15 protein-coding genes and 3 pseudogenes are annotated in these 21,740 nt (G+C 71.1%); 14 read left to right on the top strand and 4 right to left on the bottom strand.

Annotated features, from left to right (window positions below; genetic code table 11):
* The first annotated feature begins 11 nt into the window (after window positions 1-11).
* Genes ACZ7L5_RS32970 through ACZ7L5_RS32960 form a run of 3 tightly spaced genes read left to right on the top strand, consistent with a single transcriptional unit; the run spans window position 12 to window position 3,708 of the window.
* Entirely contained in the window at window positions 12-995 is a 984-nt protein-coding gene (locus ACZ7L5_RS32970; RefSeq protein WP_471521399.1) for an ABC transporter ATP-binding protein, read from the top strand.
* Window positions 992-1,747, top strand: a complete 756-nt coding sequence (locus tag ACZ7L5_RS32965) for an ABC transporter permease (RefSeq protein ID WP_471521397.1) — start codon at window positions 992-994, stop codon at window positions 1,745-1,747. The genes ACZ7L5_RS32970 and ACZ7L5_RS32965 overlap by 4 nt, the downstream gene beginning before the upstream one ends.
* Entirely contained in the window at window positions 1,744-3,708 is a 1,965-nt protein-coding gene (locus ACZ7L5_RS32960) for a TOMM precursor leader peptide-binding protein (RefSeq protein ID WP_471521395.1), read from the top strand. Before ACZ7L5_RS32965 ends, ACZ7L5_RS32960 begins: the two co-directional genes overlap by 4 nt.
* Before the next feature lie 91 nt (window positions 3,709-3,799).
* Here ACZ7L5_RS32960 and ACZ7L5_RS32955 read toward each other — a convergent pair whose 3' ends face one another.
* A complete protein-coding gene (locus tag ACZ7L5_RS32955; RefSeq protein ID WP_053760578.1) occupies window positions 3,800-3,976 on the bottom strand; it encodes a thiazolylpeptide-type bacteriocin in 177 nt (58 codons plus the stop codon).
* A gap of 307 nt (window positions 3,977-4,283) precedes the next feature.
* On the opposite strand from ACZ7L5_RS32955, the gene ACZ7L5_RS32950 reads away from it, so the two are divergent.
* Together ACZ7L5_RS32950 and ACZ7L5_RS32945 are read left to right on the top strand one after the other, a co-directional pair.
* Window positions 4,284-5,510, top strand: coding sequence for an amidohydrolase (locus ACZ7L5_RS32950; protein WP_471521542.1), 1,227 nt, complete (start codon window positions 4,284-4,286; stop codon window positions 5,508-5,510).
* A 640-nt stretch (window positions 5,511-6,150) separates the two neighbouring features.
* Window positions 6,151-7,245 (top strand): DUF475 domain-containing protein, encoded by a 1,095-nt coding sequence (locus tag ACZ7L5_RS32945; protein ID WP_471521393.1) that lies wholly within the window; start codon window positions 6,151-6,153, stop codon window positions 7,243-7,245.
* A gap of 316 nt (window positions 7,246-7,561) precedes the next feature.
* Here the strand turns inward: ACZ7L5_RS32945 and ACZ7L5_RS32940 are convergent, their stop codons facing one another.
* Complete coding sequence (locus ACZ7L5_RS32940; RefSeq protein ID WP_471521540.1) at window positions 7,562-8,452, bottom strand: MBL fold metallo-hydrolase; 891 nt, start codon at window positions 8,450-8,452, stop codon at window positions 7,562-7,564.
* A gap of 135 nt (window positions 8,453-8,587) precedes the next feature.
* Window positions 8,588-8,653 (bottom strand): annotated as a pseudogene (locus ACZ7L5_RS32935) (hypothetical protein); the annotation flags it as partial.
* A 295-nt stretch (window positions 8,654-8,948) separates the two neighbouring features.
* Here ACZ7L5_RS32935 and ACZ7L5_RS32930 point away from each other — a divergent pair.
* The 9 genes and pseudogenes from ACZ7L5_RS32930 to ACZ7L5_RS32890 form a co-directional block, all read left to right on the top strand.
* Window positions 8,949-9,635: pseudogene (locus ACZ7L5_RS32930) on the top strand (MMPL family transporter); the annotation flags it as partial.
* A gap of 77 nt (window positions 9,636-9,712) precedes the next feature.
* The gene (locus ACZ7L5_RS32925) at window positions 9,713-10,606 is read left to right on the top strand and encodes an SDR family oxidoreductase (protein ID WP_471521391.1); all 894 of its coding nucleotides are present in this window, start codon (window positions 9,713-9,715) and stop codon (window positions 10,604-10,606) included.
* A gap of 207 nt (window positions 10,607-10,813) precedes the next feature.
* A pseudogene (locus tag ACZ7L5_RS32920) lies at window positions 10,814-12,387 on the top strand (SDR family oxidoreductase).
* A gap of 36 nt (window positions 12,388-12,423) precedes the next feature.
* Window positions 12,424-13,797 carry a cryptochrome/photolyase family protein gene (locus tag ACZ7L5_RS32915; RefSeq protein WP_471521389.1) on the top strand — a complete coding sequence of 458 codons (1,374 nt, stop codon included), beginning with the start codon at window positions 12,424-12,426 and terminating at the stop codon, window positions 13,795-13,797.
* A 15-nt stretch (window positions 13,798-13,812) separates the two neighbouring features.
* Window positions 13,813-15,312, top strand: coding sequence for a cryptochrome/photolyase family protein (locus ACZ7L5_RS32910; protein WP_471521387.1), 1,500 nt, complete (start codon window positions 13,813-13,815; stop codon window positions 15,310-15,312).
* Window positions 15,313-15,441: 129 nt separating this feature from the next.
* Entirely contained in the window at window positions 15,442-16,584 is a 1,143-nt protein-coding gene (locus tag ACZ7L5_RS32905; protein ID WP_471521385.1) for a polyprenyl synthetase family protein, read from the top strand.
* On the top strand, window positions 16,581-18,152 hold the full coding sequence (locus ACZ7L5_RS32900; RefSeq protein ID WP_471521383.1) for a phytoene desaturase: 1,572 nt from the start codon (window positions 16,581-16,583) through the stop codon (window positions 18,150-18,152). Before ACZ7L5_RS32905 ends, ACZ7L5_RS32900 begins: the two co-directional genes overlap by 4 nt.
* The gene (locus ACZ7L5_RS32895; RefSeq protein ID WP_471521381.1) at window positions 18,152-19,147 is read left to right on the top strand and encodes a phytoene/squalene synthase family protein; all 996 of its coding nucleotides are present in this window, start codon (window positions 18,152-18,154) and stop codon (window positions 19,145-19,147) included. The genes ACZ7L5_RS32900 and ACZ7L5_RS32895 overlap by 1 nt, the downstream gene beginning before the upstream one ends.
* The gene (locus tag ACZ7L5_RS32890) at window positions 19,144-20,151 is read left to right on the top strand and encodes a DUF5914 domain-containing protein (protein ID WP_471521379.1); all 1,008 of its coding nucleotides are present in this window, start codon (window positions 19,144-19,146) and stop codon (window positions 20,149-20,151) included. Before ACZ7L5_RS32895 ends, ACZ7L5_RS32890 begins: the two co-directional genes overlap by 4 nt.
* 39 nt (window positions 20,152-20,190) lie before the next feature.
* Here ACZ7L5_RS32890 and ACZ7L5_RS32885 read toward each other — a convergent pair whose 3' ends face one another.
* Entirely contained in the window at window positions 20,191-21,735 is a 1,545-nt protein-coding gene (locus tag ACZ7L5_RS32885) for an FAD-dependent oxidoreductase (RefSeq protein ID WP_471521538.1), read from the bottom strand.
* Between the last annotated feature and the right edge of the window lie 5 nt (window positions 21,736-21,740).

Raw genomic sequence — 21,740 nt, 5'->3', positions numbered from 1 at the left:
AGGAGCTGTTCATGACGGAGACCGAAACCGTGCCGGCGGACCCCGGCAACCGCGCGGCGGACACCGCGATTTACGTCGAGGCGGTGAGCAAGCGCTACGGCAGCCGCCAGGCGCTGGGCGGAGTGTCGCTGCGCATCAACCGCGGAGAGTTCTTCGGCCTGCTCGGGCCCAACGGCGCCGGCAAGACCACGCTGGTGGAGATCATGGAGGGCCTGCGCCAGGCCGACGCCGGCACCGTCGAGGTGCTGGGCGGCACACCCTGGCCCCGCAATGTCGCGCTGCTGCCCCGGCTCGGTGTGCAGACCCAGTCGTCGGCCTTCTTCGTACGGCAGACGGCGTACGAGCACCTGGCGACCGTGGCCGCTCTGTACCGCGCGGACACGGCGGCCGTCGAGCGCACGCTGGCCGCCGTCGGCCTGGTGGACCAGCGAGACACCCGTGTGGAGAACCTCTCGGGCGGCCAGCGCCAGCGGCTCGCCATCGCCTCCGCGCTCGTCCACGACCCGGAGCTGATCTTCCTCGACGAGCCCACCGCCGCCCTCGATCCGCAGGCCCGACGCGATCTGTGGGAGGTGCTGCGCGGACTGAAGGAAGCCGGCCGGACGATCGTGTACACGACGCACCACCTGGACGAGGCCGAGGCGCTCTGCGACCGGGTGGCGATCCTCGTCGAGGGCCGGATCGCCGCGCTGGACTCCCCGCGCGGACTCGTCGGCGCGGCGGACGCACTGACGTCAGTGCTGCTGCCGCCCGAGCGGATGACGGTGGCGGAGGCCGAGGCGGTCCCCGGCGTCGACCGCGCGGAAGTTCGCGGCGGCAGCCTCGTCCTGGAGACGAAGGTGTCCGGGAAGGTCATGTCGGCGCTGGACGCCCTCGGCGGCCTCGACGGCGTACAGACCCGGAGCGCCACTCTGGAGGACGTCTACCTCCAGCTCACGTCGGACGCGACCACCGGCGACATCCCGCACGCGCAGAACACGGAGCACCAGGCATGAGCGCATACGGCGCACTTACGGCGTCCGGCTACCGGGCCCAGGTCCGCGACGCGGCCACACTCTTCTTCACGTTCGCCTTCCCGCTGGTGTTCCTGCTGGTGTTCGGGCTGATCTTCAGTGGCCAGGAGGTGGAGGAGACCCGCAGGCCGTACATCTCCTACATCGCGCCCGGCGTGATGTCGTGGGGCGTGGCCAACGCGGCGGTGTTCGGCATCGCGTTCACGCTGATGCAGTGGCGGCGCGATGATCTGCTGCGGCTGATCCGGATGACGCCGACGAGCCTGCCGACGGTCCTGGCCTCCAGGTACGTGCTGGCGCTGGCCGTGGGAGCGGTCCAGGCGGTGCTGTTCATCGCGGTGGCGATGCTGCCGGGCTTCGGCCTGGAACTCGACGCCCGCTGGCCGCTGGCCCTGCCCGTGCTGGTGCTCGGCATCACGGCGTTCCTGTCGATCGGCGTGATCATCGGCTCGTACGCCGACACACCGGAGGCGGTGGCGGCGATCGCGAACTTCATGATGGTGCCGATGGCGTTCCTGTCCGGCTCGTTCTTCCCCCTGGACCTGATGCCGTCGTGGCTGCAGACGATCTCCCGGGTGCTGCCGCTGCGCTACTTCAACGACGCCGTCTCCGCCGCTCTCACCGGCAACGGCAGCCTCGGCGACATCTGGATCGGGTGCGCGGCGCTCGTGGGCTTCACCGTGGTCTTCGCGGCGATCGGGCTGAAGACCTTCCGCTGGAGCAACCGCGCATGACACCCGTGCTGGAGGGCCTGCCGCTGGAGCAGGCACGACTGCGGCTGCGGTCGGCGCTGGAGGAGCGGGCCGGCTCACCGTCTGCCTCGACCCGTCGAACGCGGACGTCGCGGCCGGACGGCCCCGGGCCCGAGGTGGTACCGCTCGGAACACGTGCCGTGCGGGACGACCCGTATGCCGAGGTGCGGCCCGGCGCGCTGGTGCATCTGACGTCCCGGCAGGTGCTGGTGGGCCCCTGGGGCGGCGACGCGGACGCGCGGGCGTGCGGCACCTGCCTCGCGATGCGCTGGCAGCGGCTGCGCTCACGCACCGAGCGGGACGCGCTGGAGACGGGCTCGCCGTGGAGCTTCGCCCCGGCCTGGCCGGAGCTGCCGGACTTCGTCACCACCGCCGTGCGCGCGCTGTACGAGGCGGTCATCCTCGGAAACACGGAGCCACCCGGCGAGACGGCATCCGATCGGGCCCTGCCGCAGGTGTCCTGCCTCGACCTCACGACGCTGAGCGTACGGACCTTCCCGCTGTACGCCGACCCGCTGTGCCCGCACTGCGGCACCGGCGGCTCGGACACCCGGGAGTCGGCCCAACTCACCCTGGTGAAGCGGCCGAAGCCGGACGAGGACAGCTACCGGCTGCGCCCGGCGTCCTCGTACCGGCTCGCGCCGGCGGCGCTCGCCAACCCGGTCACCGGACTGCTCGGCGCGGGCACCTGGCTCAACATCACCTCGCCCACCACGGCGCCCGTCGCGGGCAGTGTGTTCATGCGCGGGTACGCCGGCCTGACCGACGTGACCTGGAGCGGGCAGGCCAACGGCTTCTCCGCGAGCCGGAACCTGGCCTACCTGGAGGGCCTGGAGCGGTACGCCGGGACACACCGGCGGCGCGGCACACGACTGCTGACGGCGTCGTACAACAGCCTCGGTGAGGACGCGCTCGACCCGGCCGACTGCGGCTTCTACGCCCCCGAGACCTACCGCGACGATCCGCTCGTGGACCCCTTCGACCCGGACCGGCCGATCCCGTGGGTCTGGGGGTACTCCCTGCGCGACGAGCGTCCGCTCCTGGTTCCGGCCCGGCTCGTCCACTACAGCGCGGGGCTCGCGGCGGACAACTTCGTCTTCGAGTGCTCCAACGGCTGTGCGATCGGCAGCTGTCTGGAGGAAGCGGTGCTCGGCGGGCTGCTCGAACTGATCGAGCGGGACGCCTTCCTCCTTGCCTGGTACGGCGGCATCCGGCTCACGGAGATCGATTTGGCCACGATCACCGATGCCACCGTCCGCGCGATGATCGATCGGGCCGCGTTGCAGGGCTACGATGTGCACGCCTTCGACAACCGGATCGACCTCGCCGTACCGGTGGTGACGGGCCTGGCGGTCCGCCGGGACGGCGGCCCCGGCATCCACTCCTTCGGCGCGGGCGCCTCCCTCGACCCGGCGGCGGCGCTGGAGGGCGCCCTCTCGGAGGTACTGACGTACATTCCGCACCTGCCGGGCCAGGTACGCGACCGGCGCACCGAACTGGAGGCCATGGCCGCCGACTTCACGAAGGTGCTGCACCTCAAGGACCACGCCCAGCTGTACGGGCTGCCCCGGACGGCGACGCACGTGACGCCGTACCACGAGCCCACGGCTGTCCGTCCGATGGCGGAGGTGTACGCGTCCTGGGAGGCGGGCGGACGGCCTCGCACCGGCGATCTGCTGGACGATGTGGCGTTGTGCCGCGACGAGTTGGCACGAGCCGGCCTCGATGTCGTCGTGGTCGACCAGACCACTCCGGAGCAGGAACGCATCGGCCTGCGCACGGTCTGCGTCCTGGCGCCCGGTCTGCTGCCCATCGACTTCGGCTGGTCGCGCCAACGGGCCCTGCGGATGCCGCGCCTGCGAACTGCCGCACGCCGGGCAGGACTGCGGGATACCGATCTCGCGGAGGGGGAGATCCGGCGGGTGCCGCATCCCTTTCCGTAGCGACCGCACGCCGACGGCCGGGTGCCGCTCGCCGCTCCTCAAAGAGTGACGAGCGGCACCCGGCCGTCCGCCGCGTGCCGAATCCGTGGGATCAGGCGCTGCAGGAGGTGGTGCTGGTGGTGGAGGAGCAGGTCGAGGTGGAGGAGCAGCTGGTGGAACCGGCGAGCACGACCTCGCTGGCGTCCGAGTAGTCCGAGATCTCGAAGGTCTCCGACTCGAGTTCCAGGATCTCGTCGGCGAGGGCGGCGAGGGTCGACTTGTCAGCCATGATGACTCCTGACGTGGTCACACCACCGGGCTCCTCCCGGGGTGTTGGGCCCCCTCATTGGACCGGGCACCACTGACGCGACCGGCTGCGAAGCACTGACAGGGCGCTGACAGCCCGCGCCAGCACCGCGCCGGGGATCGGTCAGCGAAGTGACAGCGACCTGTCAGTGATCTGGGAGTGATCTGCCACCGTCCTGCCAGCGAGGTGACGGCGGTTGGCTGCCGGTCCGCCGGACCATGCCCGGATGAGCCCCACCGCGACCGCCCCCACCGGCCGACACGAGTCCGTCCTGCGCCAGTTGGACAGCATGCTGCGCCCACTCGTCGCCTTCGCCATGGACCTGCACCAGCACCCGGAACCTTCCGGCGCCGAAACCCGGACTGCGGCCTGTCTCGCGGACGCGCTCCAGGCGGAGGGGTTCACCGTGACGCGCGGCATCGGCGGACACGGTGTGGTCGGCGTCCTCACGAACGGCGAGGGCCCGCGCGTGTACCTGCGCGCCGAACTCGACGCACTGCCGGTCCGGGAACGCACCGGACTGCCGTACGCAGCCGACGGCCCCCACATGCACGCCTGCGGGCATGACCTGCACATCGCCGCGGCGCTCGGCGCGGCGACGCTGCTGGCGCGTGCGCGTGCGCACTGGCGGGGCACGGTGGTGGTCGTGGGCCAGCCGGCGGAGGAGATCCTGACGGGCGCGCGGGCGATGCTGGCGGACGGTCTCTACGACCGCTTCGGCCGCCCCGACGCCGTGCTCGCGCAGCACACGGCGCCGCTGCTGGGCGGAATGGTGGCCCATGGGCACGGGCAGCCGGTGCTGGCGGGCAGCGTCGGCCTCGACGTCACCCTGCACGGGCGCGGCGGTCACGCGGGCGCGCCGCAACTGACGGTGGACCCGGTCCTGGCCGCCGCGGCGGTCGTGATGCGCTTGCAGGGCATCGTTGCCCGCGAAAGCGCGCCGGCCGAGCAGACGACCCTCACGGTCGGTTCGCTCCATGCCGGCACGCACAGCAACGTCGTACCGGAGAGCGCAGCACTCGGCATCACCGTGCGGGCTCTCACCCCGGCGGCGCTGGACCGCGCCGTGGCGGCGGTCAAGCGGATCGTCCGGGCCGAGGCAGCCGCGTCCGGCTGTCCGCGCGAACCGGAGATCACCATGGTGTCCCGCTCACCGGTGACCCTCCCGGACGAGAAGCTCACTGCGGCGATCCGAGACGCCCACCGAGAAGCGTTGGGCGCCGAGCGGGTGGCCGCGTGGCCGCCGTCGATGGCGACGGAGGACTTCGGTCTGTACGGCGATGCCGGGCGGGAGATCCACGGATGTCAGGGGGTACCGCTCGGCTACTGGATGGTCGGTGTGGTGGGCCCGCGGCAGTGGGCCGCGACGGCGAGCGCGGGCGGCACGGCGGAGCGCTTCGCGGCACTCCCGGCCAACCACTCCCCCGAGTTCGCCCCGCACCTGCCCCTCGCCCTGCCGTCGGCGACCACGGCGATGACTGTGGCGGCGCTGACGGCGCTGGGTGCTCGACACTGAACGACGTCCAGAGCGTGTGGCGGAGGACTGCGATCTGGGCATTTCCCTTGCATGCGCGGCGTGTTGAGGGCTTGCCCGTTGTGGACGGAGACGTCCGTGAGCCTGCGTATGCGGCAGAACTAAGACTGCCGACGGCGCCACCGTCTGCGGCGGGGGGTAGGGCCTCGCGGGCGTGAGGATGCGCGGCGAGAACCTCCGGCGGGAGGCGGCTCCGAAGAGCCGGCCGGCGGCCGACGGCCTGGTCCAGCACTGCCTCGACGGCATGCACTCAAATCACGTCCAGTACCGTCTCGTCGGGGACCAGGGGGCGACGAGATCAAGCACATCCACGAGGACGACGCGGGCCGCGGAGCCCTCCTGAAGAAGCCGGCCAAGACGGCCCTCTGGACATGCGACGCCGGCCGCGATTGCGGCTCCTGGGGACACGCCTCCCTCGGTCCGGCCTGCACTACACGTCCACGGTCGAGCAGGCCGTACTCGTCGAACACCACCTCCGCAGCGCCGGTCCACGGCCTAACTCCCGAGTCAGGGACGGTAGTTGAGCAGCTCCTCTACGTAGGATGGCCTCACTTACGTAGGTCAATGATTCGTAAAGCCAGGTACGGCGCGGGGAGCCCCGTACAAGACGATTGGGTAGCCAGTGCTTCTGAAAACGTTCGGCTGGTCGTTCGCGGTCACCGCGCTCGGTCTGGTCGCGGCGGTGTTGTACGGGGGGTGGACCGGCTTCGGGATCGTGGCGATCCTGTCCATCCTCGAAATCTCGGTGTCCTTCGACAACGCCGTGGTCAACGCCGGGATCCTGAAGAAGATGAATGCCTTCTGGCAGAAGATCTTCCTCACCATCGGCGTCCTGATCGCGGTCTTCGGCATGCGCCTGGTCTTCCCGGTCGTGATCGTCGCCGTCAGCGCCAAGATCGGCCCGATCGAAGCGGTGCGGCTCGCGCTCGACGACAAGGACAAGTACCAGCAGTTGGTGACCGACGCCCACCCGTCGATCGCCGCCTTCGGTGGCATGTTCCTGTTGATGATCTTCCTCGACTTCATCTTCGAGGACCGGGACATCAAGTGGCTCGGCTGGCTGGAACGCCCGCTCGCCAAGCTGGGCAAGGTCGACATGCTCTCCGTCTGCATCGCGCTCGTCGTACTGCTCGTCTCCGCGATGACCTTCGCCACCAACGCCCACCAGCACGGCGGCATCCATGCGGACAAGGCCGAGACCGTCCTGATCGCCGGCATCGCGGGCTTGATCACCTACCTGATCGTCGGCGGCCTCTCCGGCTACTTCGAGAACAAGCTCGAGGAAGAGGAGGAACGCGAGCACGAGGCCGAGGAAGAGGCCCGGAGGAGCGGCAAGAAGGTCTCGGCGGTCGCGATGGCCGGCAAGGCCGCGTTCTTCATGTTCCTCTACCTGGAGGTCCTGGACGCGTCCTTCTCCTTCGACGGCGTCATCGCCGCCTTCGCGATCACCAACGACATCGTCCTGATGTCGCTCGGACTCGGCATCGGCGCGATGTACGTCCGCTCACTCACGGTCTATCTCGTCCGCCAGGGCACCCTCGACGACTACGTCTACCTGGAGCACGGCGCGCACTACGCCATCGGCGCCCTGGCCGTGATCCTGCTCGTCACCATCCGGTACGAGATCCACGAGGTCATCACGGGCCTCGTCGGCGTCGTCCTGATCGCCTGGTCCTTCTTCTCCTCGGTCCGGCGCAACCGCAGATCGGCTGAATGAGTCCGACGCCGCAGCGCCCGCTCACCCAGGGCACGCCCGAGCATCGCCGAGGACCGCTTCGGGTGCGCCCGGCCGCAGCCGACCGCAGCCGAGGCCACGTCTGTCGTTCCTCAGCCCGCCGGTATGCCGACCGTGGCCTGGTTGTTCGGTTCCTGTTCCGGGCTCTTTCCTCGTCCTTGTCAGCCGTTGGGAGCGAGGCCGATAGGTGCGGCGGTAGGTGCATACGACGGCGGTAGGCGCGTACGACGGCGGTGGCGCCGTCCCCATTCCGTTGGGAGCCGACCAAGTCCCGCAACTCGCTGGCGGTCACGCTCCGCTATCTCGCACGGAATCCCCCCTGCTCCACCTGCTCGACTCGCCCCAGGCTCGCCAGTCGGTCCAGGTGCTGTACGGCGGTTCTGCGCTCGACCGGCCGCACGTGTGGGCCTTCGACGTGGGGTCGGTAGACCAGGCGGTGGTCGACGATTTCCTCGACCGTGCGTGGCTCGCTGAGGAAGTCCAGGAGCGCTGCCTCCCGCTTCTGGACGACAGCGGCGAAGACGTCGAGCCGGTGGCGGAACTCCGCGGGGCCCTCGATCACGCCCTTCTGGTGGGAGGTGCCGTACCAGCGGGCATCGATGTCACGGCAACGGCGCATGGAGGCCTCGTAGTCGGGGAGATCGCTGCCGACATCGCCGTAGTACGGGCCGAACGACGTCAGGTCGATGTCGGCGATGAACAGGAAACCGTCCGGCTCGACCAGGAAGCCGCTGTGGCCTTCGGTGTGGCCGGGGAGGTGTACGACCGTCACCGTGCGCCCACCCAGGTCGAACACCGTGCCGTCGTCGAATGCCTTCGCATCCGCACGTCCGTGGACGTGGAACTGGTCGCGCATCGTCCGGTCGACCTCCTCCACGTCACCGGGCGGAAGGCCGTACCCGGCGACCAGCGCCGCGCGGGAGCGCAGCGCGTCGAGGTCGCCGCGATGGATGTGGACGGGTACGTCGTAGCTGCCGAGACCGGCGATGTGGTCCTCGTGCGCGTGGCTGACGAGGACCAGGTCCGCAGGCGGCGCGGCCTCGACGAGCGACAGCGACGGATCCACGACCAGGGCTGTGCTCGTGCCACGTACGAGCAGTGAGTTGCCGTACGGATAGGCACCCTGTCGTGGGCCGACGAGCACGCTGACGCCGCCGTACTCGACCGCTGTGTATCCCGTGGCTGGCATGTCCGTGTCTTCACACCTTTCGATTCGGCATCCGGTCGTACGCCGCCTACCGCGGCAGCGTCCTGCTCGAATGACGCCCTGCTCCATCATGGCCTTCGTCACCCTGAGGAACCCGGCCACATTGGCGCCGAGGACAGAGTCGTCGGGGTCCCCACCGTATGCCTCGGCCGTGGCGCGGCACTGGGTGTGGAGGTCGCGCATGACTGCGGCGAGCCGAGATTCGGTCTGTTCGAAGGGCCAGCGGTCGTGCGCCGCGATCTGCTGCCCGGTCCTGCTCCAGGTCGGCACCGAGGACCTGGTCGCACCGCCCGGCGCTGGGCGTCGTACCGCCAGTGAGGCCGGTCGGTGGGCGCACCTGCGCGAGTACCCTCGGTTACTTCGACGTCTACCAGGGCCCTTGGCAGCAGCGCGCGCTGGCCGACCAGCTCGGCTTCCTCACGCGTGCTCTCGGTCCGGCCCTCGGTAATCACGCCCGAGAAGTGTCTTTCCCCTCACCAGCGACGCGGCGAAGGGGACGGTCGAGCGGCTGCGCGAGAACGTGCACGCGGTCTCCGGGGCCGGCGCGCTGGTCGGCGGATACACGGCGCAGCAGTACGACACCCAGCAGACCGCAGCCCGGAACCGGACGGTCATCGTGCCGGTCGTGCTCGCCATCATCCTGCTGATCCTGATGCTGCTGCTGCGCTCCATGCTCGTGCCCGTACTGCTGGTCGCGACCGTCGCGCTCAACTTCCTGGCGACCCTCGGGGTGTCGGCGCTCGTCTTCGAGCACCTCCTCGGATTCAGTGGCACGGACGCGTCGGTTCCGTTGTACGGCTTCGTCTTCCTGGTGGCGCTCGGCGTCGACTACAACATCTTCCTGATGTCCCGGGTGCGGGAGGAGGCCCTCGTGCACGGCAGTCGGCAGGGGGTGCTGCGCGGGCTGACCACCACCGGCGGAGTGATCACGTCCGCAGGTGTGGTGCTCGCCGCGACCTTCGCGGCCCTGATGGTGATTCCGCCGGCGTTCCTGGTCAAGATCGCATTCATCGTCGCCTTCGGCGTTCTCCTGGACACCCTCGTGGTCCACTCACTGCTGGTACCCGCGCTGGTCATCGACATCGGGCGCCGGGCGTGGTGGCCCAGCGCCCTGGCGCGACGCGGGCACGGACCTGATGAGGCACAGGCGAGGCACCCTGCGTAGTGGTGGCCGGCGTGCTGTCGGCCCGGCCCGCGTCTAGCGTGGGCCGGGTCGGCGCCGCCGCGGAGAGGAGTCGTTCCATGCCGGTCAGTCGGAGCCCGCTGCAAGGTCGGACCGCCGTCGTCACCGGCGCCGCGCGCGGCCTCGGGGAAGCGATGGCCCAGGAGCTGAGCCGCCGGGGCGCGAGGGTGGCGCTGCTCGGCCGTGAGGAGCGGACCCTTGCCCAGGTGAGGGACGCACTTCCGGGCGTGTCCGAGTGCTGGGAGGTCGATGTCACCGACGAGCACGGGATGGCTCGTGCCGCTGACGAGATCCGTGCGCGGTTCGGCCCCACCTCGGTGGTGGTCGCCAACGCGGGGCTGGCCGAGGGCGGCCCGTTCGCCGAGGCTGATCTCTCGACCTGGCGTCGGGTGGTCGAGGTGAACCTGATCGGCAGTGCCGTCACCGCGCGGACTTTCCTGGCGGACCTGCTGAAGACACGGGGCTACTTTCTCCAAGTCGCATCGCTCGCGTCCATCGGGGCCTCGCCCATGATGAGCGCCTACTGCGCGTCGAAGGCGGGAGTCGAGTCGTTCGCCCACGCGCTGCAGGCGGAAGTCGCCCATCAGCACGTGGGCGTGGGAATCGCCTACATCAACTGGACGGACACGGACATGGTCCGCGACGCGGACGCGCACGCGGTGCTGCGGGAGTTGCGCGGCCACATGCCGCCGCCGGCACGCAAGGTGTATCCCGTCGCATACGTCGCCGGACGGCTGGTCACCGCGGTCGAGCGGCGCCGACCGTCGGTTTACGTGCCCGGCTGGCTGCGCTGCACCCAACTGGTGCGGGCGGCGATGCCGCCGGTCGTCACGATGCTGTCGCGACGTGAACTGCCACGTCTGGCCGCCCATGAGCCGTTCACGGCCACGGGGCTGCTCGGTGCCGGAGGGCGCGCCGACCAAGCGGCGGGTGCCCATACTTCGCCCGGTTGAACGCCCGGCCGGCAGTGTCGTGCATCCGTCGACGGCGCCGCGTGCGAAGTGGTCATGTGAGGGACGGCGTCCGCCCCTCTCTCAGGAGGCGCATGGAGGTGGTGATGGGTCGGGCCTTCGGGACGGGCCACGGGCAACGCCACGGCGCCGGCGCTTGGTTACGACGCTTGAGTGCCATCGCAGTAGGCCCGGGTCGAGGAGGAGTCGATGGTGGAGACATCCGGACAGCCGACCGTGAAGCCGCTGAATTGCCTGGTCACCGGGGCCTCCGGGTACATCGGCGGGCGTTTGGTCCCTGAACTGCTGCGGGGAGGCCACCGAGTCAGGTGTCTGGCCCGCTCCCCCGGCAAGCTCCGCGACCACCCCTGGGCAGTGGACGTCGAAACGGTTCAGGCCGATGTCACGGACCAGGGTTCCGTAGCCTCCGCCATGCGCGGCATCGACGTCGCGTACTACCTGGTGCACGCTCTCGGGTCCGGTCGTGGTTCGAGGACACCGACCGCGCGGCGGTCCGCACCTTCGCCGAGCAGGCGCACGCCCTGGGGGTGCGGCGGATCGTGTACCTGGGGGGGCTCACCCCGCATGACGTTCCCGAACGGTCGCTCTCTCCCCATCTGCGCTCGCGGGCCGAGGTGGGACGTATCTTCCTCGACGCGCCTGTGCCCGCCACCGTGCTGCGGGCGGCCGTCGTCATCGGCTCGGGCTCGGCGTCGTTCGAGATGCTGCGCTATCTGACCGAGCGACTTCCGCTCATGGGCACTCCCAGCTGGGTTCACACCCGCACTCAGCCGATCGGCGTACGGGACGTGCTGCGGTACCTGATCGCTTCGGCATCCATGCCGGACGACGTCGACCGGGCCTTCGACGTCGGAGGGCCGGACGTGCTGACGTACCGGGAGATGATGCGCCGCTACGCCGTCGTCGCGGGGCTGCGGCGGCGGCTCGTCGTGCCGGTGCCGGTGCTCACCCCGAGGCTGACCAGTCATTGGGTCGGCCTGGTCACACCGGTGCCCGCCTCCATCGCCAGGCCCCTGACGGAGTCGCTGCGTCATGAGGTCGTATGCGAGGAGCACGACATCGTCCGGTACGTGCCCGACCTTGTCGGCCGGCCCCTGCCCTTCGATGAGGCGTTGGCGCTGGCGCTGCGCAGGGTGCGGGAGGCGCAAGTCGTCACGCGCTGGTCGTCCGCCGCCGTACCCGGGGCGCCCAGCGACCCGCTGCCCACCGATCCGGACTGGGCAGGCGGCAGCCTCTACCTGGACGAAAGGCAGCTCACTCTCGACGCGTCCGGGGAATCACTGTGGAAGGTGATCGAGGGCATCGGCGGCGACAACGGCTGGTATTCCTTCCCCCTGGCCTGGGCGGTCCGGGGCTGGCTGGACCGGTTCGTCGGCGGGGTCGGCCTGCGGCGCGGACGACGCGACGCCGAACGCCTGCGGGTGGGCGACTCACTGGACTTCTGGCGGGTCGAGGAGATCGACCCGGGCCCGCTGCTGCGGCTGCGGGCCGAGATGCGGCTCCCGGGCCTGGCATGGATGGAGATGTACGCGGCGACGGAAGAAGCGGGCCGCACCCGCTACCGGCAGCGCGCCTTGTTCCACCCCCGCGGGCTGCTCGGGCACGCCTATTGATGGTCCGTGTCTCCGTTCCACGCGGTCGTCTTCGGGGGTATGGCCTGCAACATCACCCAAGCAGCCGCCAAGGGCATGAGCGCGCGGCGGGCAACCTCTCACCCGGACCGCATCCGTACTGCGCGGCGCGACGGAAGAAGCGGGCAGTGACACTCAACACCGGATCGCATTGTCAGGAGCATCGCCATGACCGTCGCGGTCGTCCTGTTCACCTCGGACCTGCGTCTGCATGATCATCCGCCGTTGCGCGCGGCCCTCGCGGCGGCCGATGAGGTGGTGCCGCTGTTCGTCCGTGATCCGGGGGTGCACGCGGCCGGCTTCGACGTGCCCAACCGCAGCGCCTTCCTCGCCGACTGCCTCACCGACCTCGACGCCTCGCTGCGCCGACGCGGCGGCAGGCTTGTCGTGCGCAAGGGACCAGTCGTTCAGGAGGTCTGCTCGGTCGCCGCGGAGTGCGAGGCGGCCGAGGTGCACATGGCCGCAGGCGTCACCGGATACGCCCACCGGCGGGAGGAGCAGCTTCGGGACGGTCTGCGCGCTCAGGGCATGGCACTGCACGTACACGACACGGTGATCACGGCCGTCGCACCCGGTGCTGTGACACCGGCCGGCTCCGATCACTTCGCCGTGTTCACCCCGTACTTCCGCAAGTGGTCCCATGAGCGGCTCAGGGACATCTGTCCGGCGCCACTCACCGTGCACGTCCCTGAGGCGGTGCAGGGCGAGCCGCTGCCCTCCCGCGAAGAGCTGTCCGGCATCTCGCCGGGTCTGCCCACCGGAGGGGAGGCGGCGGGCCGCGACCGGTTCAACCGGTGGGCTCGCGAGGAGTTGTCCGAGTACGCGGACCGGCACGACGATCTGGCGGGCGACGCGACCTCCAGACTGTCGCCCTACCTGCACTTCGGTGCCCTCTCCCCCGTGGAACTCGTCCAGCGGGCCCGCGAACGCGGCGGGGCGGGGGCGGACGCGTTCGTACGGCAGCTGTGCTGGCGCGATTTCCACCATCAGGTTCTGGCAGCGCGCCCCGACGCCTCCAGCCGGGACTACCGGACCCGCAACGACGAATGGCGGACCGAGAAGGAGGCGGCCGAGGACATCGCCGCGTGGCGGGACGGCCGCACCGGCTACCCGATCGTCGACGCGGCCATGCGCCAGCTGCGCCACGAGGGCTGGATGCACAATCGGGCGCGTCTGCTGGTGGCGAGTTTCCTGACCAAGACTCTGTACGTGGACTGGCGGATCGGCGCCCGTCACTTCCTGGATCTGCTGGTGGACGGCGACGTCGTCAACAACCAGCTCAACTGGCAATGGGTCGCCGGAACCGGCACCGACACCCGTCCCCACCGCGTCCTCAATCCGGTGGTCCAGGGCAAACGCTTCGACGCGGGAGGAGGCTACGTGCGCCGTTGGGTGCCGGAAGTGCGGGACGTGGCGGACGCCCGCATCCATGAGCCCTGGCGAATGCCTGAGGACGAACGGGCGCGGGTGGATTATCCGCAGCGGCTGATCGATCTCGGGGACGGACTGGCACGGTTCAAACGCGCGCGCGGCCGGGACTGACGGCGGGAGCGCCTCATGCACTGGCTCTTCGGCGATCAGCTCGGTCCGCACTTCCTGCGTGCGTCCGAGGACAGCGGCCTCGGCCGTGATTCGCCGCTGCTGATGATCGAGGCCCGGTCGGTGTTCCGGCGCCGGCGCTTTCACCGGGCCAAGGCCCACCTGGTCCTCTCCGCGATGCGTCACCGGGCGGCAGAACTCGGCGACCGGGTCACCTACGTCCGCTGCGACACCTACCGGGAAGGACTTGCCCGATCGGCGGGCAACGACCCGCTGACCGTGCACCACCCCACCTCTCACGCCGCCGTACGGCTGGTGCGCTCGCTGTCGCACGTCAGAATGGGGCCGGCGCGCGGGTTCCTGGTGCCGATGGACGCCTTCGCCGGATGGGCGGACGCACAGGGCGGCAAGAGTCTGCGTCAGGAGAGCTTCTACCACTGGGTCCGGCGCGAACATGACCTGCTGATGGACGGCGACCAGCCTGCCGGAGGCCGGTGGAACCTCGATCACGACAACCGGCAGCCTCCGCCCCGCGACGCCACCGTCCTGCCGGTCGACCGTCCCTACCGCCCTCGCGAGGACGACATCGACGACGAGGTCCGCCACGACCTCGACCGCTGGGAGAAGGACGGCGACGTCGCCTTCGTCGGCCGGGACGGGCCACGCCTGTTTCCCGCGACCCGCACCGAGGCCCGGGCAGCCCTGCGACGGTTCGTGGAACGCCGGCTCGGCACGTTCGGGCCGTACGAGGACGCCATGCTCACCGCCGACCCCGTCATGAGTCACAGCCTGCTGTCGTCCTCGCTCAATCTCGGCCTGCTCGATCCCGCCGAATGCGTGGAGCAGGCGGAGTCGGCGTGGCGCGAAGGACGGGCTCCGCTGAACAGTGTGGAGGGCTTCGTCCGGCAGATCGCCGGCTGGCGGGAGTACGTGTGGCAGTTGTACTGGCACTTCGGCGAGAACTACCGGCACTCCAACACGCTGCACCACACCGCCGCCCTGCCCGGCTGGTGGAACGACCTGGACGCGGACGACGTACGTGCGCACTGCCTGCGCACGGTCTTGTCCCAGGTACGCGACACGGGCTGGACCCATCACATCCCGCGGCTGATGATCCTCGGCAGTTATGCCCTTCAGCGCGGCTGGGATCCGGCCGCGGTCACGGACTGGTTCCACCGGTGCTTCGTCGACGGCTACGACTGGGTGATGGTGCCCAACGTCGTCGGCCTGTCGCAGTACGCCGACGGCGGGCGCATGACCACGAAGCCGTACACGTCCGGTGGTGCATACGTGAACCGGATGAGCGACCTGTGCGGGCCGTGCGCCTACCGTCCCGGCGACCGTACGGGCGCACACGCCTGCCCCTACACGGCGGGCTACTGGGCCTTCCTCGACCGGCACCGTTCCCGGCTGGAGCACAACCACCGCATGGCCCAGGCCGTGCGCGGTCTGGACCGCCTGGCCGACCTCGACGAAATTCGGCGTCAGGAACGGTCGCGCGGCGACACCGCTCCCTAGGTGCGCACGGCCCGTGAGTGATCGACCCCCGGGCAGAGTTTTCCCGCAGAGAAGAACCCGGCGCATCCACATCCGTCGCCACGGCAGAAGTACTCGCGTGCAGGTGACGGAGAGTGAAAGGGGCCGCGCATGCTTGGACTGAGGCCGACGGTGGCCGAACCGGCCGGACTCGTCGACTCCCCCGCGACGGCCCTCGACGCGACCAGAAGCGTCGAAGCACTCCTGGAGCAGGTCCTCGACGCGCGGCTGTGCCAGGCCCGCGAGGTGGACCCGGTGTTCGCCAGGGATGTGGCCGAACGGGTCGCCGGGCTGATTCGGCGGGGCGGGAAGCGGCTGCGTACCGCGTTCGTGTGGTGCGGATGGTGTGCCGCCGGTGGTTCGGGCGACACCAGGGCCCTCATGCGCACAGGGGCCGCCCTTGAGCTTCTGCAGGCGTGCGCCCTCATACACGACGACGTGATGGACGGATCACCGCTGCGTCGCGGCGGCCCGGCGGTGCACGTCGAACTGGCGCGCCTGCACAGGGCCGCACGGGCGACCGGATCCTCCGGGTCGTTCGGGGCCTGCGCCGCCATACTCGCCGGCGATCTCGCGCTGACCTGGGCCGACGACCTGCTGACGGAAACGGCGCTGCGCTCACCGCACGGTTCGCGCCTGTACGCCGAGTGGCGGGCCATGCGCGGCGAGATGGTCGCCGGGCAGTACCGCGACCTGTACGCGCAGGCAACCGGCTCGTCCGATGCGGCCGAGGCGCTGAGCGTCGCCACGCTCAAGAGCGCCCGGTACACGGTCGAGCGGCCCCTGACCCTGGGCGCGTCACTGGCCGGAGCCGACCCGCGTGTCCTCGGCGCCCTGCGATCCGCCGGACGGTGTGCGGGGCTGGCCTTCCAGCTCCGCGACGACCTCCTCGGCGCCTTCGGCGACCCCTCGCTGACCGGCAAACCGGTCGACGACGACCTGCGGTCGCGCAAGCTCACCTACCTCCTCGCCGTCGCGGTCGAGCTCGCGGACGCCTCCGGGGACGACGCGGCCGTCGAAGCGCTTGCCCCTGGCACGGCCCACCGGTCGCAGCTCGCCGTCGAGCGCATGCGTGCGGCACTGGAGCGGACCGGGGCTCGGGTCGTCACGGAGTCGAAGATCGCCGAGTTGGCGACCATGAGTCTGCGGCACTTCGAGCAGACCGGCGCGGCAGCCCACGTACGGCGGGAGTTCGCCTCGCTGCTCGAACGGGCGGCAGGCGTCGCCCTGGACCGCGCCGAGGAGCACGCGTGAGGACGGTAGCGGGACCGACCGACCATGTCGTGGTGGTGGGCGCCGGTCTGTCCGGCCTCGCCTGCGCCCTCCATCTGCTCGGCGCAGGCCGCCGGGTCACGCTCGTCGAGCGGGAGGCAGGCCCGGGCGGCCGGGCCGGCCGGACGCGCCTCGGCGGCTACGAACTGGACACCGGTCCCACGGTGTTGACCATGCCGCACCTGGCCGACGAGGCCTTCGCGGCGGTCGGTGACAGCCTCGCCCGGCGTGTCGAGCTGGTGGCACTGCATCCGGCCTATCGGGCGTGCTTCGCGGACGGGACGTCGCTGGACGTCCACACCGACGGCGCGGCGATGGAGACGGAGGTGCGGCGCTTCGCCGGATCCGCCGAGGCAGCCGGTTACCGCGACCTGCGGGACTGGCTGGAGCGCCTCTACCAGGCCCAGATGCGGCGCTTCATCGACGCCAACTTCGACTCGCCGCTCCAGCTCCTGAACGCCGACCTGGCCCGGCTGGCGGCTCTCGGCGGCTTCGGTCGGCTCGACCGGCGCGTCGGCCGCTTCCTGGCCGACGCGCGGCTGCGCCGGGTCTTCTCCTTCCAGGCCCTGTACGCCGGCGTCGCCCCCGCCCGAGCTCTCGCGGCCTACGCCGTGATCGCCTACATGGACACCGTGGCCGGTGTCTGGTTCCCCAAGGGCGGCATGCACGCGCTGCCCCGCGCGATGGCCGACGCGATCGCCGAAGCCGGAGGCGACCTGCGGTGGTCGGCCGAGGTCAGGGCACTGGAACGGCCGGGCGGCCGGGTGCGTGCCGTGCGCCTCGCCTCGGGCGAGCGGATTGCCTGCGACGCGGTCGTACTGACCTGCGAGCTGTCCACCGCCCACCAGTTGCTGGGGCGCGCTCCCCGGCGCCCCGTTCCACTGCGTCACTCACCGTCCGCGGTGGTCCTGCACGCCGGGACCGACCGCACCTGGCCCGGCCTGGCCCACCACACCCTCTCCTTCGGCAGCGCCTGGGAGAGCACGTTCAGGGAACTGACCCGCTCGGGAACGCTGATGCGCGACCCTTCCCTGCTCATCACCCGCCCAACGACCCACGACCCCACCCTCGCACCGGCCGGCCGGCATCTGCACTACGTGCTCGCCCCTTGCCCGAACACCTCCGTCGGGCCCTCCGCCGCCGACTGGCGAGACCTCGGCCCGCGCTACCGCGACAGTCTGGTGGCCGAGTTGGAACGGCGCGGCATGGGCGGTTTCGCGGACAGCATCCAGGAGGAGCTGTTGGTGACTCCGCTGGACTGGGCGGCTCGGGGTCACGCGGCGGGCAGTCCCTTCTCGGTCTCCCACACCTTCGCCCAGACGGGCCCCTTCCGGCCGCGCAACCTGGTACGCGGCGTGGACAACGCCGTGCTGGCCGGCTGCGGCACCACTCCCGGGGTCGGCGTGCCGACGGTGCTCATCAGCGGCAAACTCGCCGCCGCCCGCATCACCGGGGTCATCGCGGGCCGCGTCACCCACGCCATCCGCCCTGCCCGGCCGGCCCCGTCGGCCGTCGGCGCTCCATCCGCCCCGACCGCGGAAGGTTCCTGATGACACGTCGTGAACTGGACGCCGCCGGCATCACTGATCCCGCGCTGCGTGCCGCCTACACCCGGTGCCGGCTGCTCAACGCCCGCCACGGCCGCACCTACTTCCTGGCCACGCGCCTGCTGCCGGTGGAACGACGCTCCGCGGTGCATGCCTTGTACGGCTTCGCCCGCTGGGCGGACGACATCGTGGACGACGTCGACCGGGACCGCACACCCGACGAACGCGACCGGATGCTGGGCCGCCTGGAGAGCGACCTCGCGCACCAACTGCACACCGGCGGTGCGGGCGAGCCCGTGGTCCGGGCCGTGGCCGACACGGCCGCACGCTACGACATCGCGCACAGTCTGTTCTCGGAGTTCCTTGCCTCGATGCGGGCCGACCTGACCGTCACGGACTATCCGACCTACGCCGACCTGCGCACCTACATGCACGGATCAGCGGCAGCGATCGGACTGCAGATGCTGCCGGTGCTGGGCACCGTCGTACCCCGCGAGGAGGCCGCACCTCACGCGGCGGCCCTCGGAGTCGCCTTCCAGCTCACCAATTTCCTGCGCGACGTCGGCGAGGACCTGGACCGGGGCCGCGTCTACCTGCCGGCCGACCTGCTCACCGCCCACGGCGTGGACCGGCCGCTGCTGGAGTGGAGCCGCCGCACCGGCTGTCAGGACCGGCGGATCCGTGCCGCCCTCGTCGCCGTCGAGGTCATGACCCGCGGCGTGTACCGGGCGGCGGAACCCGGAATCGCCATGCTCGACCCGCGCGTACGGCCCTGCATCCGCACCGCGTTCACCCTGTACGGCGGCATTCTCGACGCGATCGCCGAACAGGACTACGCCGTCCTGCACACCCGCGCGGTGGTACCTCGCGGGCGCCGTGCGGCCACGGCCGCGTCCGGAGCCGCGCGCGTCGTCGAGGCCCGATGGCGCGCCCGCGGCACGAGCCCGGCCCTGACAGCGCGTAGCCCCGCACTTCAGCGGAAAGGGCAGGCAGGATGACCGAGCGATCCCACAAGCCCCGCTGGACACCAGCGCTGCGGCGCCGCCGCACACCGGACTGGGCGACGCAGGCCCCCACCTGGCAGGACGCCCGGCCGAGCTTGATCGCCGGCGCGCTCAAGACGGCCTCGGCGCGTCCCTCCGGCAACTGGTTCGTCGTGGGCGCCTCCCGAGATGTGAGGGCCGGCGAGCGTCCCCACGGCAGAACAGTGGGCGGTGTCGAAATCGTGCTGTGGCGCTCGGACACGGGTCTGGTGCACGCGGGTCCCGGCGCCTGCCCGCACCTCGGGGCACCCCTGCGGGACAGCCGCGTGGTGTGCGGCACGCTGGTGTGCCACTGGCATGGACTGGCCCTGGACGGCGCTGCGTTCGCCGGCTGGGAGCCCTACCCCGTCCACGACGACGGAGTTCTCCTGTGGGTACGGCTGGACGAGATCGGTGGCGAGGAGCCGTTGGACATGCCGGTGGTGCCGGTGCGTCCCGCGACGGGCCACGGGCTGGACGCCGTGTTCACGGCGGTGGGGCGATGCGAGCCGCAGGACGTGGTCGCCAACCGGCTCGACCCCTGGCACGGCTCGTGGTTCCACCCGTACTCGTTCGTCGACCTGACCGTCGCCAGCACGCCAGGTGGAGGCGGTGACGATGCGTTCGTCGTCGACGTCTCCTTCCGGGTGACGGGCGCTCTGGTGGTGCCGGTCCGCGCCGAGTTCACGGCACCCGAGCCGCGCACGGTCGTCATGCGCATCACCGAGGGCGAGGGCGCCACCTCCGTCGTGGAGACCCATGCCACGCCGCTGACCGGTGAGGGGGACGGGCAGCCGCGGACCGCCGTGGTCGAGGCGATCGTCGCCGCCTCCGACCGCAGAGGGTTCGCGCTAGCACGGGCCGCGGCCCCGGCTCTGCGCCCGCTCATGCGCCGTACGGCCGGCCGGCTGTGGCGGGACGATTTGGCCTACGCCGAACGGCGCTGGGCGCTGCGCAGCACGGGCCGGTTCCCGGGCTGAGTCCTTCGGCGGTGCGGCGGTGAGCATGCTGGGCGCGGTTCAACGTGCCGCCAGGCCGCCGAGTGCGCGCAGCACCGGGGAGCGGCCGGCCCGGGGCACCGTCCACAGCGCCTGTCCCCGTACGCCCCGGCGAGCGAGCAGCGCGTTGGCGGCCAGGAAGCCGGTGGTGGCCGCTCGTTCCATCAGCGCGACGGGCAGGTCGCAGCGGATCGCGTCACCGGCCAGCGTCAGCCAGGGGTGCGGCGTACGCACCGTGGGGCGCTGCTGATGGGAGGCGACGGGGAAGAGCGGGCAGTCGGAGCGCCATTCGTGCCGGGCGTCGATGATGTGCGCCTCGCAGGTCTCCGGGTACACCTCACGGAGTTGCTCCACGAGCCGCTCCTCCACCCGGCCCCGTTGCGCATCGGCGACGGCGTAGGCGTGCAGCTCCACCACCGCTCCCCCGTTTTGGGCGGCCCAGCGGGCGGCCTCGCCCTCGTATCGGTTCAGGACGCTGACGTTGTCCAGGCCGCCGTAGCCGCTGGTGCCGAGGAATCCCGGTCGGTCGGCGCGGACGGGCCGGTCCAGCCAGATCCGGGAGACGAGGAACGGCGGGGCGCTGCGCAGGGCGGCGATGTTGTCCCGCCAGGGGGCGGTGCCCAGGGCAGGGGATGCGCCCACAACCTGGCGCAGGCCCGCGGTGTCGAGGGCGAGCACCACCGCGTCGTGAGCGGTGGCAGCGGTGCCGGTCCGCACCGTGGCTCCCCCGCCGTCGCGCGGGTGGACGGCGTCGACGGGGGTGCCGGTGCGGACGACGGCTCCGAGGCGCAGGAGATACTCGGCCAGTGGGTCCCAGAGCGCTTTTGGAAAGGGCTCGTTCGGCACGTCGAAGAGCAGGCCCTCGGCCGAGCCGAGGAAGTAGATGTGGAACATCAGCAGCAGTTCAGCGGCGGACAGCTCACGCGGGTCGGCGAAGAAGCTGCGCGAGAACACCTCGAACGCCAGGTGATGCGCGGCCCGCGGGAAGCGGACGCCTTCCAGGAACTCCGTCGCGCCGACGTGGTCGAAGCGGTCGTACACCTCGGGCACGCGCACATCGAGCAGCGGTAGCGCCGCCCGGGCGTCCATGGCGGCGAGGTCACGCCAGCCGAACGTGGGGCTGAGCGCGACGAATCCGAGGGCGCTGAAGGGAGGTGTTCGTGGAACGCGGGCGAAGCTGTCGGTCAGGCCGCCGCTGTGCCGCAGGGGGTAGTCGGGCAGGGCGCTGAGCCTCGCGAGGGCGGGATCGGTGCGCCTCAGCAGACCGCGCAGGTTGTAGTACTGCCGGAAGAACGCGTGGAAGCCGCGGCTCATGGTCACGACGGAGCCGTCCGCAAGGCGGGTGCGGTGCCCGGCGAGACGGCCGCCGAGGGACTCCTCCCGTTCGTAGAGGGTGACGCGGGCACTCCGTTCGGCCAGCAGGGTTGCCGCAGCGAGACCCGCGATACCGCCGCCGATCACGGCGACGGACGGCTCGTCCCCGCGCTCGAACCGGTCCCGCCCGGGTGCGGGCATCAGCCGCTCGGCCTTGCGGTCCCGTCCCCTGCGGGCGTCGGCGCGTCGCATGCCCG

The sequence above is a fragment of the Streptomyces sp. NPDC107528 genome, from assembly GCF_055639295.1.
The sequence above is the reverse complement of the archived record's forward strand: the minus strand, read 5'-3'. Positions and strand labels throughout refer to the sequence as shown.

Excerpts from the sequence above, each read along its gene's own strand:
- ACZ7L5_RS32970 (WP_471521399.1), top strand. The coding sequence starts at position 12 with ATGACGGAGACCGAAACCGTGCCGGCGGACCCCGGCAACCGCGCGGCG.
- ACZ7L5_RS32905 (WP_471521385.1), top strand. The coding sequence starts at position 15,442 with ATGCTTGGACTGAGGCCGACGGTGGCCGAACCGGCCGGACTCGTCGAC.
- ACZ7L5_RS32955 (WP_053760578.1), bottom strand. The coding sequence starts at position 3,976 with ATGGCTGACAAGTCGACCCTCGCCGCCCTCGCCGACGAGATCCTGGAA.
- ACZ7L5_RS32885 (WP_471521538.1), bottom strand. The coding sequence starts at position 21,735 with ATGCGACGCGCCGACGCCCGCAGGGGACGGGACCGCAAGGCCGAGCGG.
- ACZ7L5_RS32925 (WP_471521391.1), top strand. The coding sequence starts at position 9,713 with ATGCCGGTCAGTCGGAGCCCGCTGCAAGGTCGGACCGCCGTCGTCACC.
- ACZ7L5_RS32965 (WP_471521397.1), top strand. The coding sequence starts at position 992 with ATGAGCGCATACGGCGCACTTACGGCGTCCGGCTACCGGGCCCAGGTC.
- ACZ7L5_RS32915 (WP_471521389.1), top strand. The coding sequence starts at position 12,424 with ATGACCGTCGCGGTCGTCCTGTTCACCTCGGACCTGCGTCTGCATGAT.
- ACZ7L5_RS32910 (WP_471521387.1), top strand. The coding sequence starts at position 13,813 with ATGCACTGGCTCTTCGGCGATCAGCTCGGTCCGCACTTCCTGCGTGCG.
- ACZ7L5_RS32950 (WP_471521542.1), top strand. The coding sequence starts at position 4,284 with ATGCTGCGCCCACTCGTCGCCTTCGCCATGGACCTGCACCAGCACCCG.
- ACZ7L5_RS32890 (WP_471521379.1), top strand. The coding sequence starts at position 19,144 with ATGACCGAGCGATCCCACAAGCCCCGCTGGACACCAGCGCTGCGGCGC.
- ACZ7L5_RS32960 (WP_471521395.1), top strand. The coding sequence starts at position 1,744 with ATGACACCCGTGCTGGAGGGCCTGCCGCTGGAGCAGGCACGACTGCGG.
- ACZ7L5_RS32940 (WP_471521540.1), bottom strand. The coding sequence starts at position 8,452 with ATGCCAGCCACGGGATACACAGCGGTCGAGTACGGCGGCGTCAGCGTG.
- ACZ7L5_RS32895 (WP_471521381.1), top strand. The coding sequence starts at position 18,152 with ATGACACGTCGTGAACTGGACGCCGCCGGCATCACTGATCCCGCGCTG.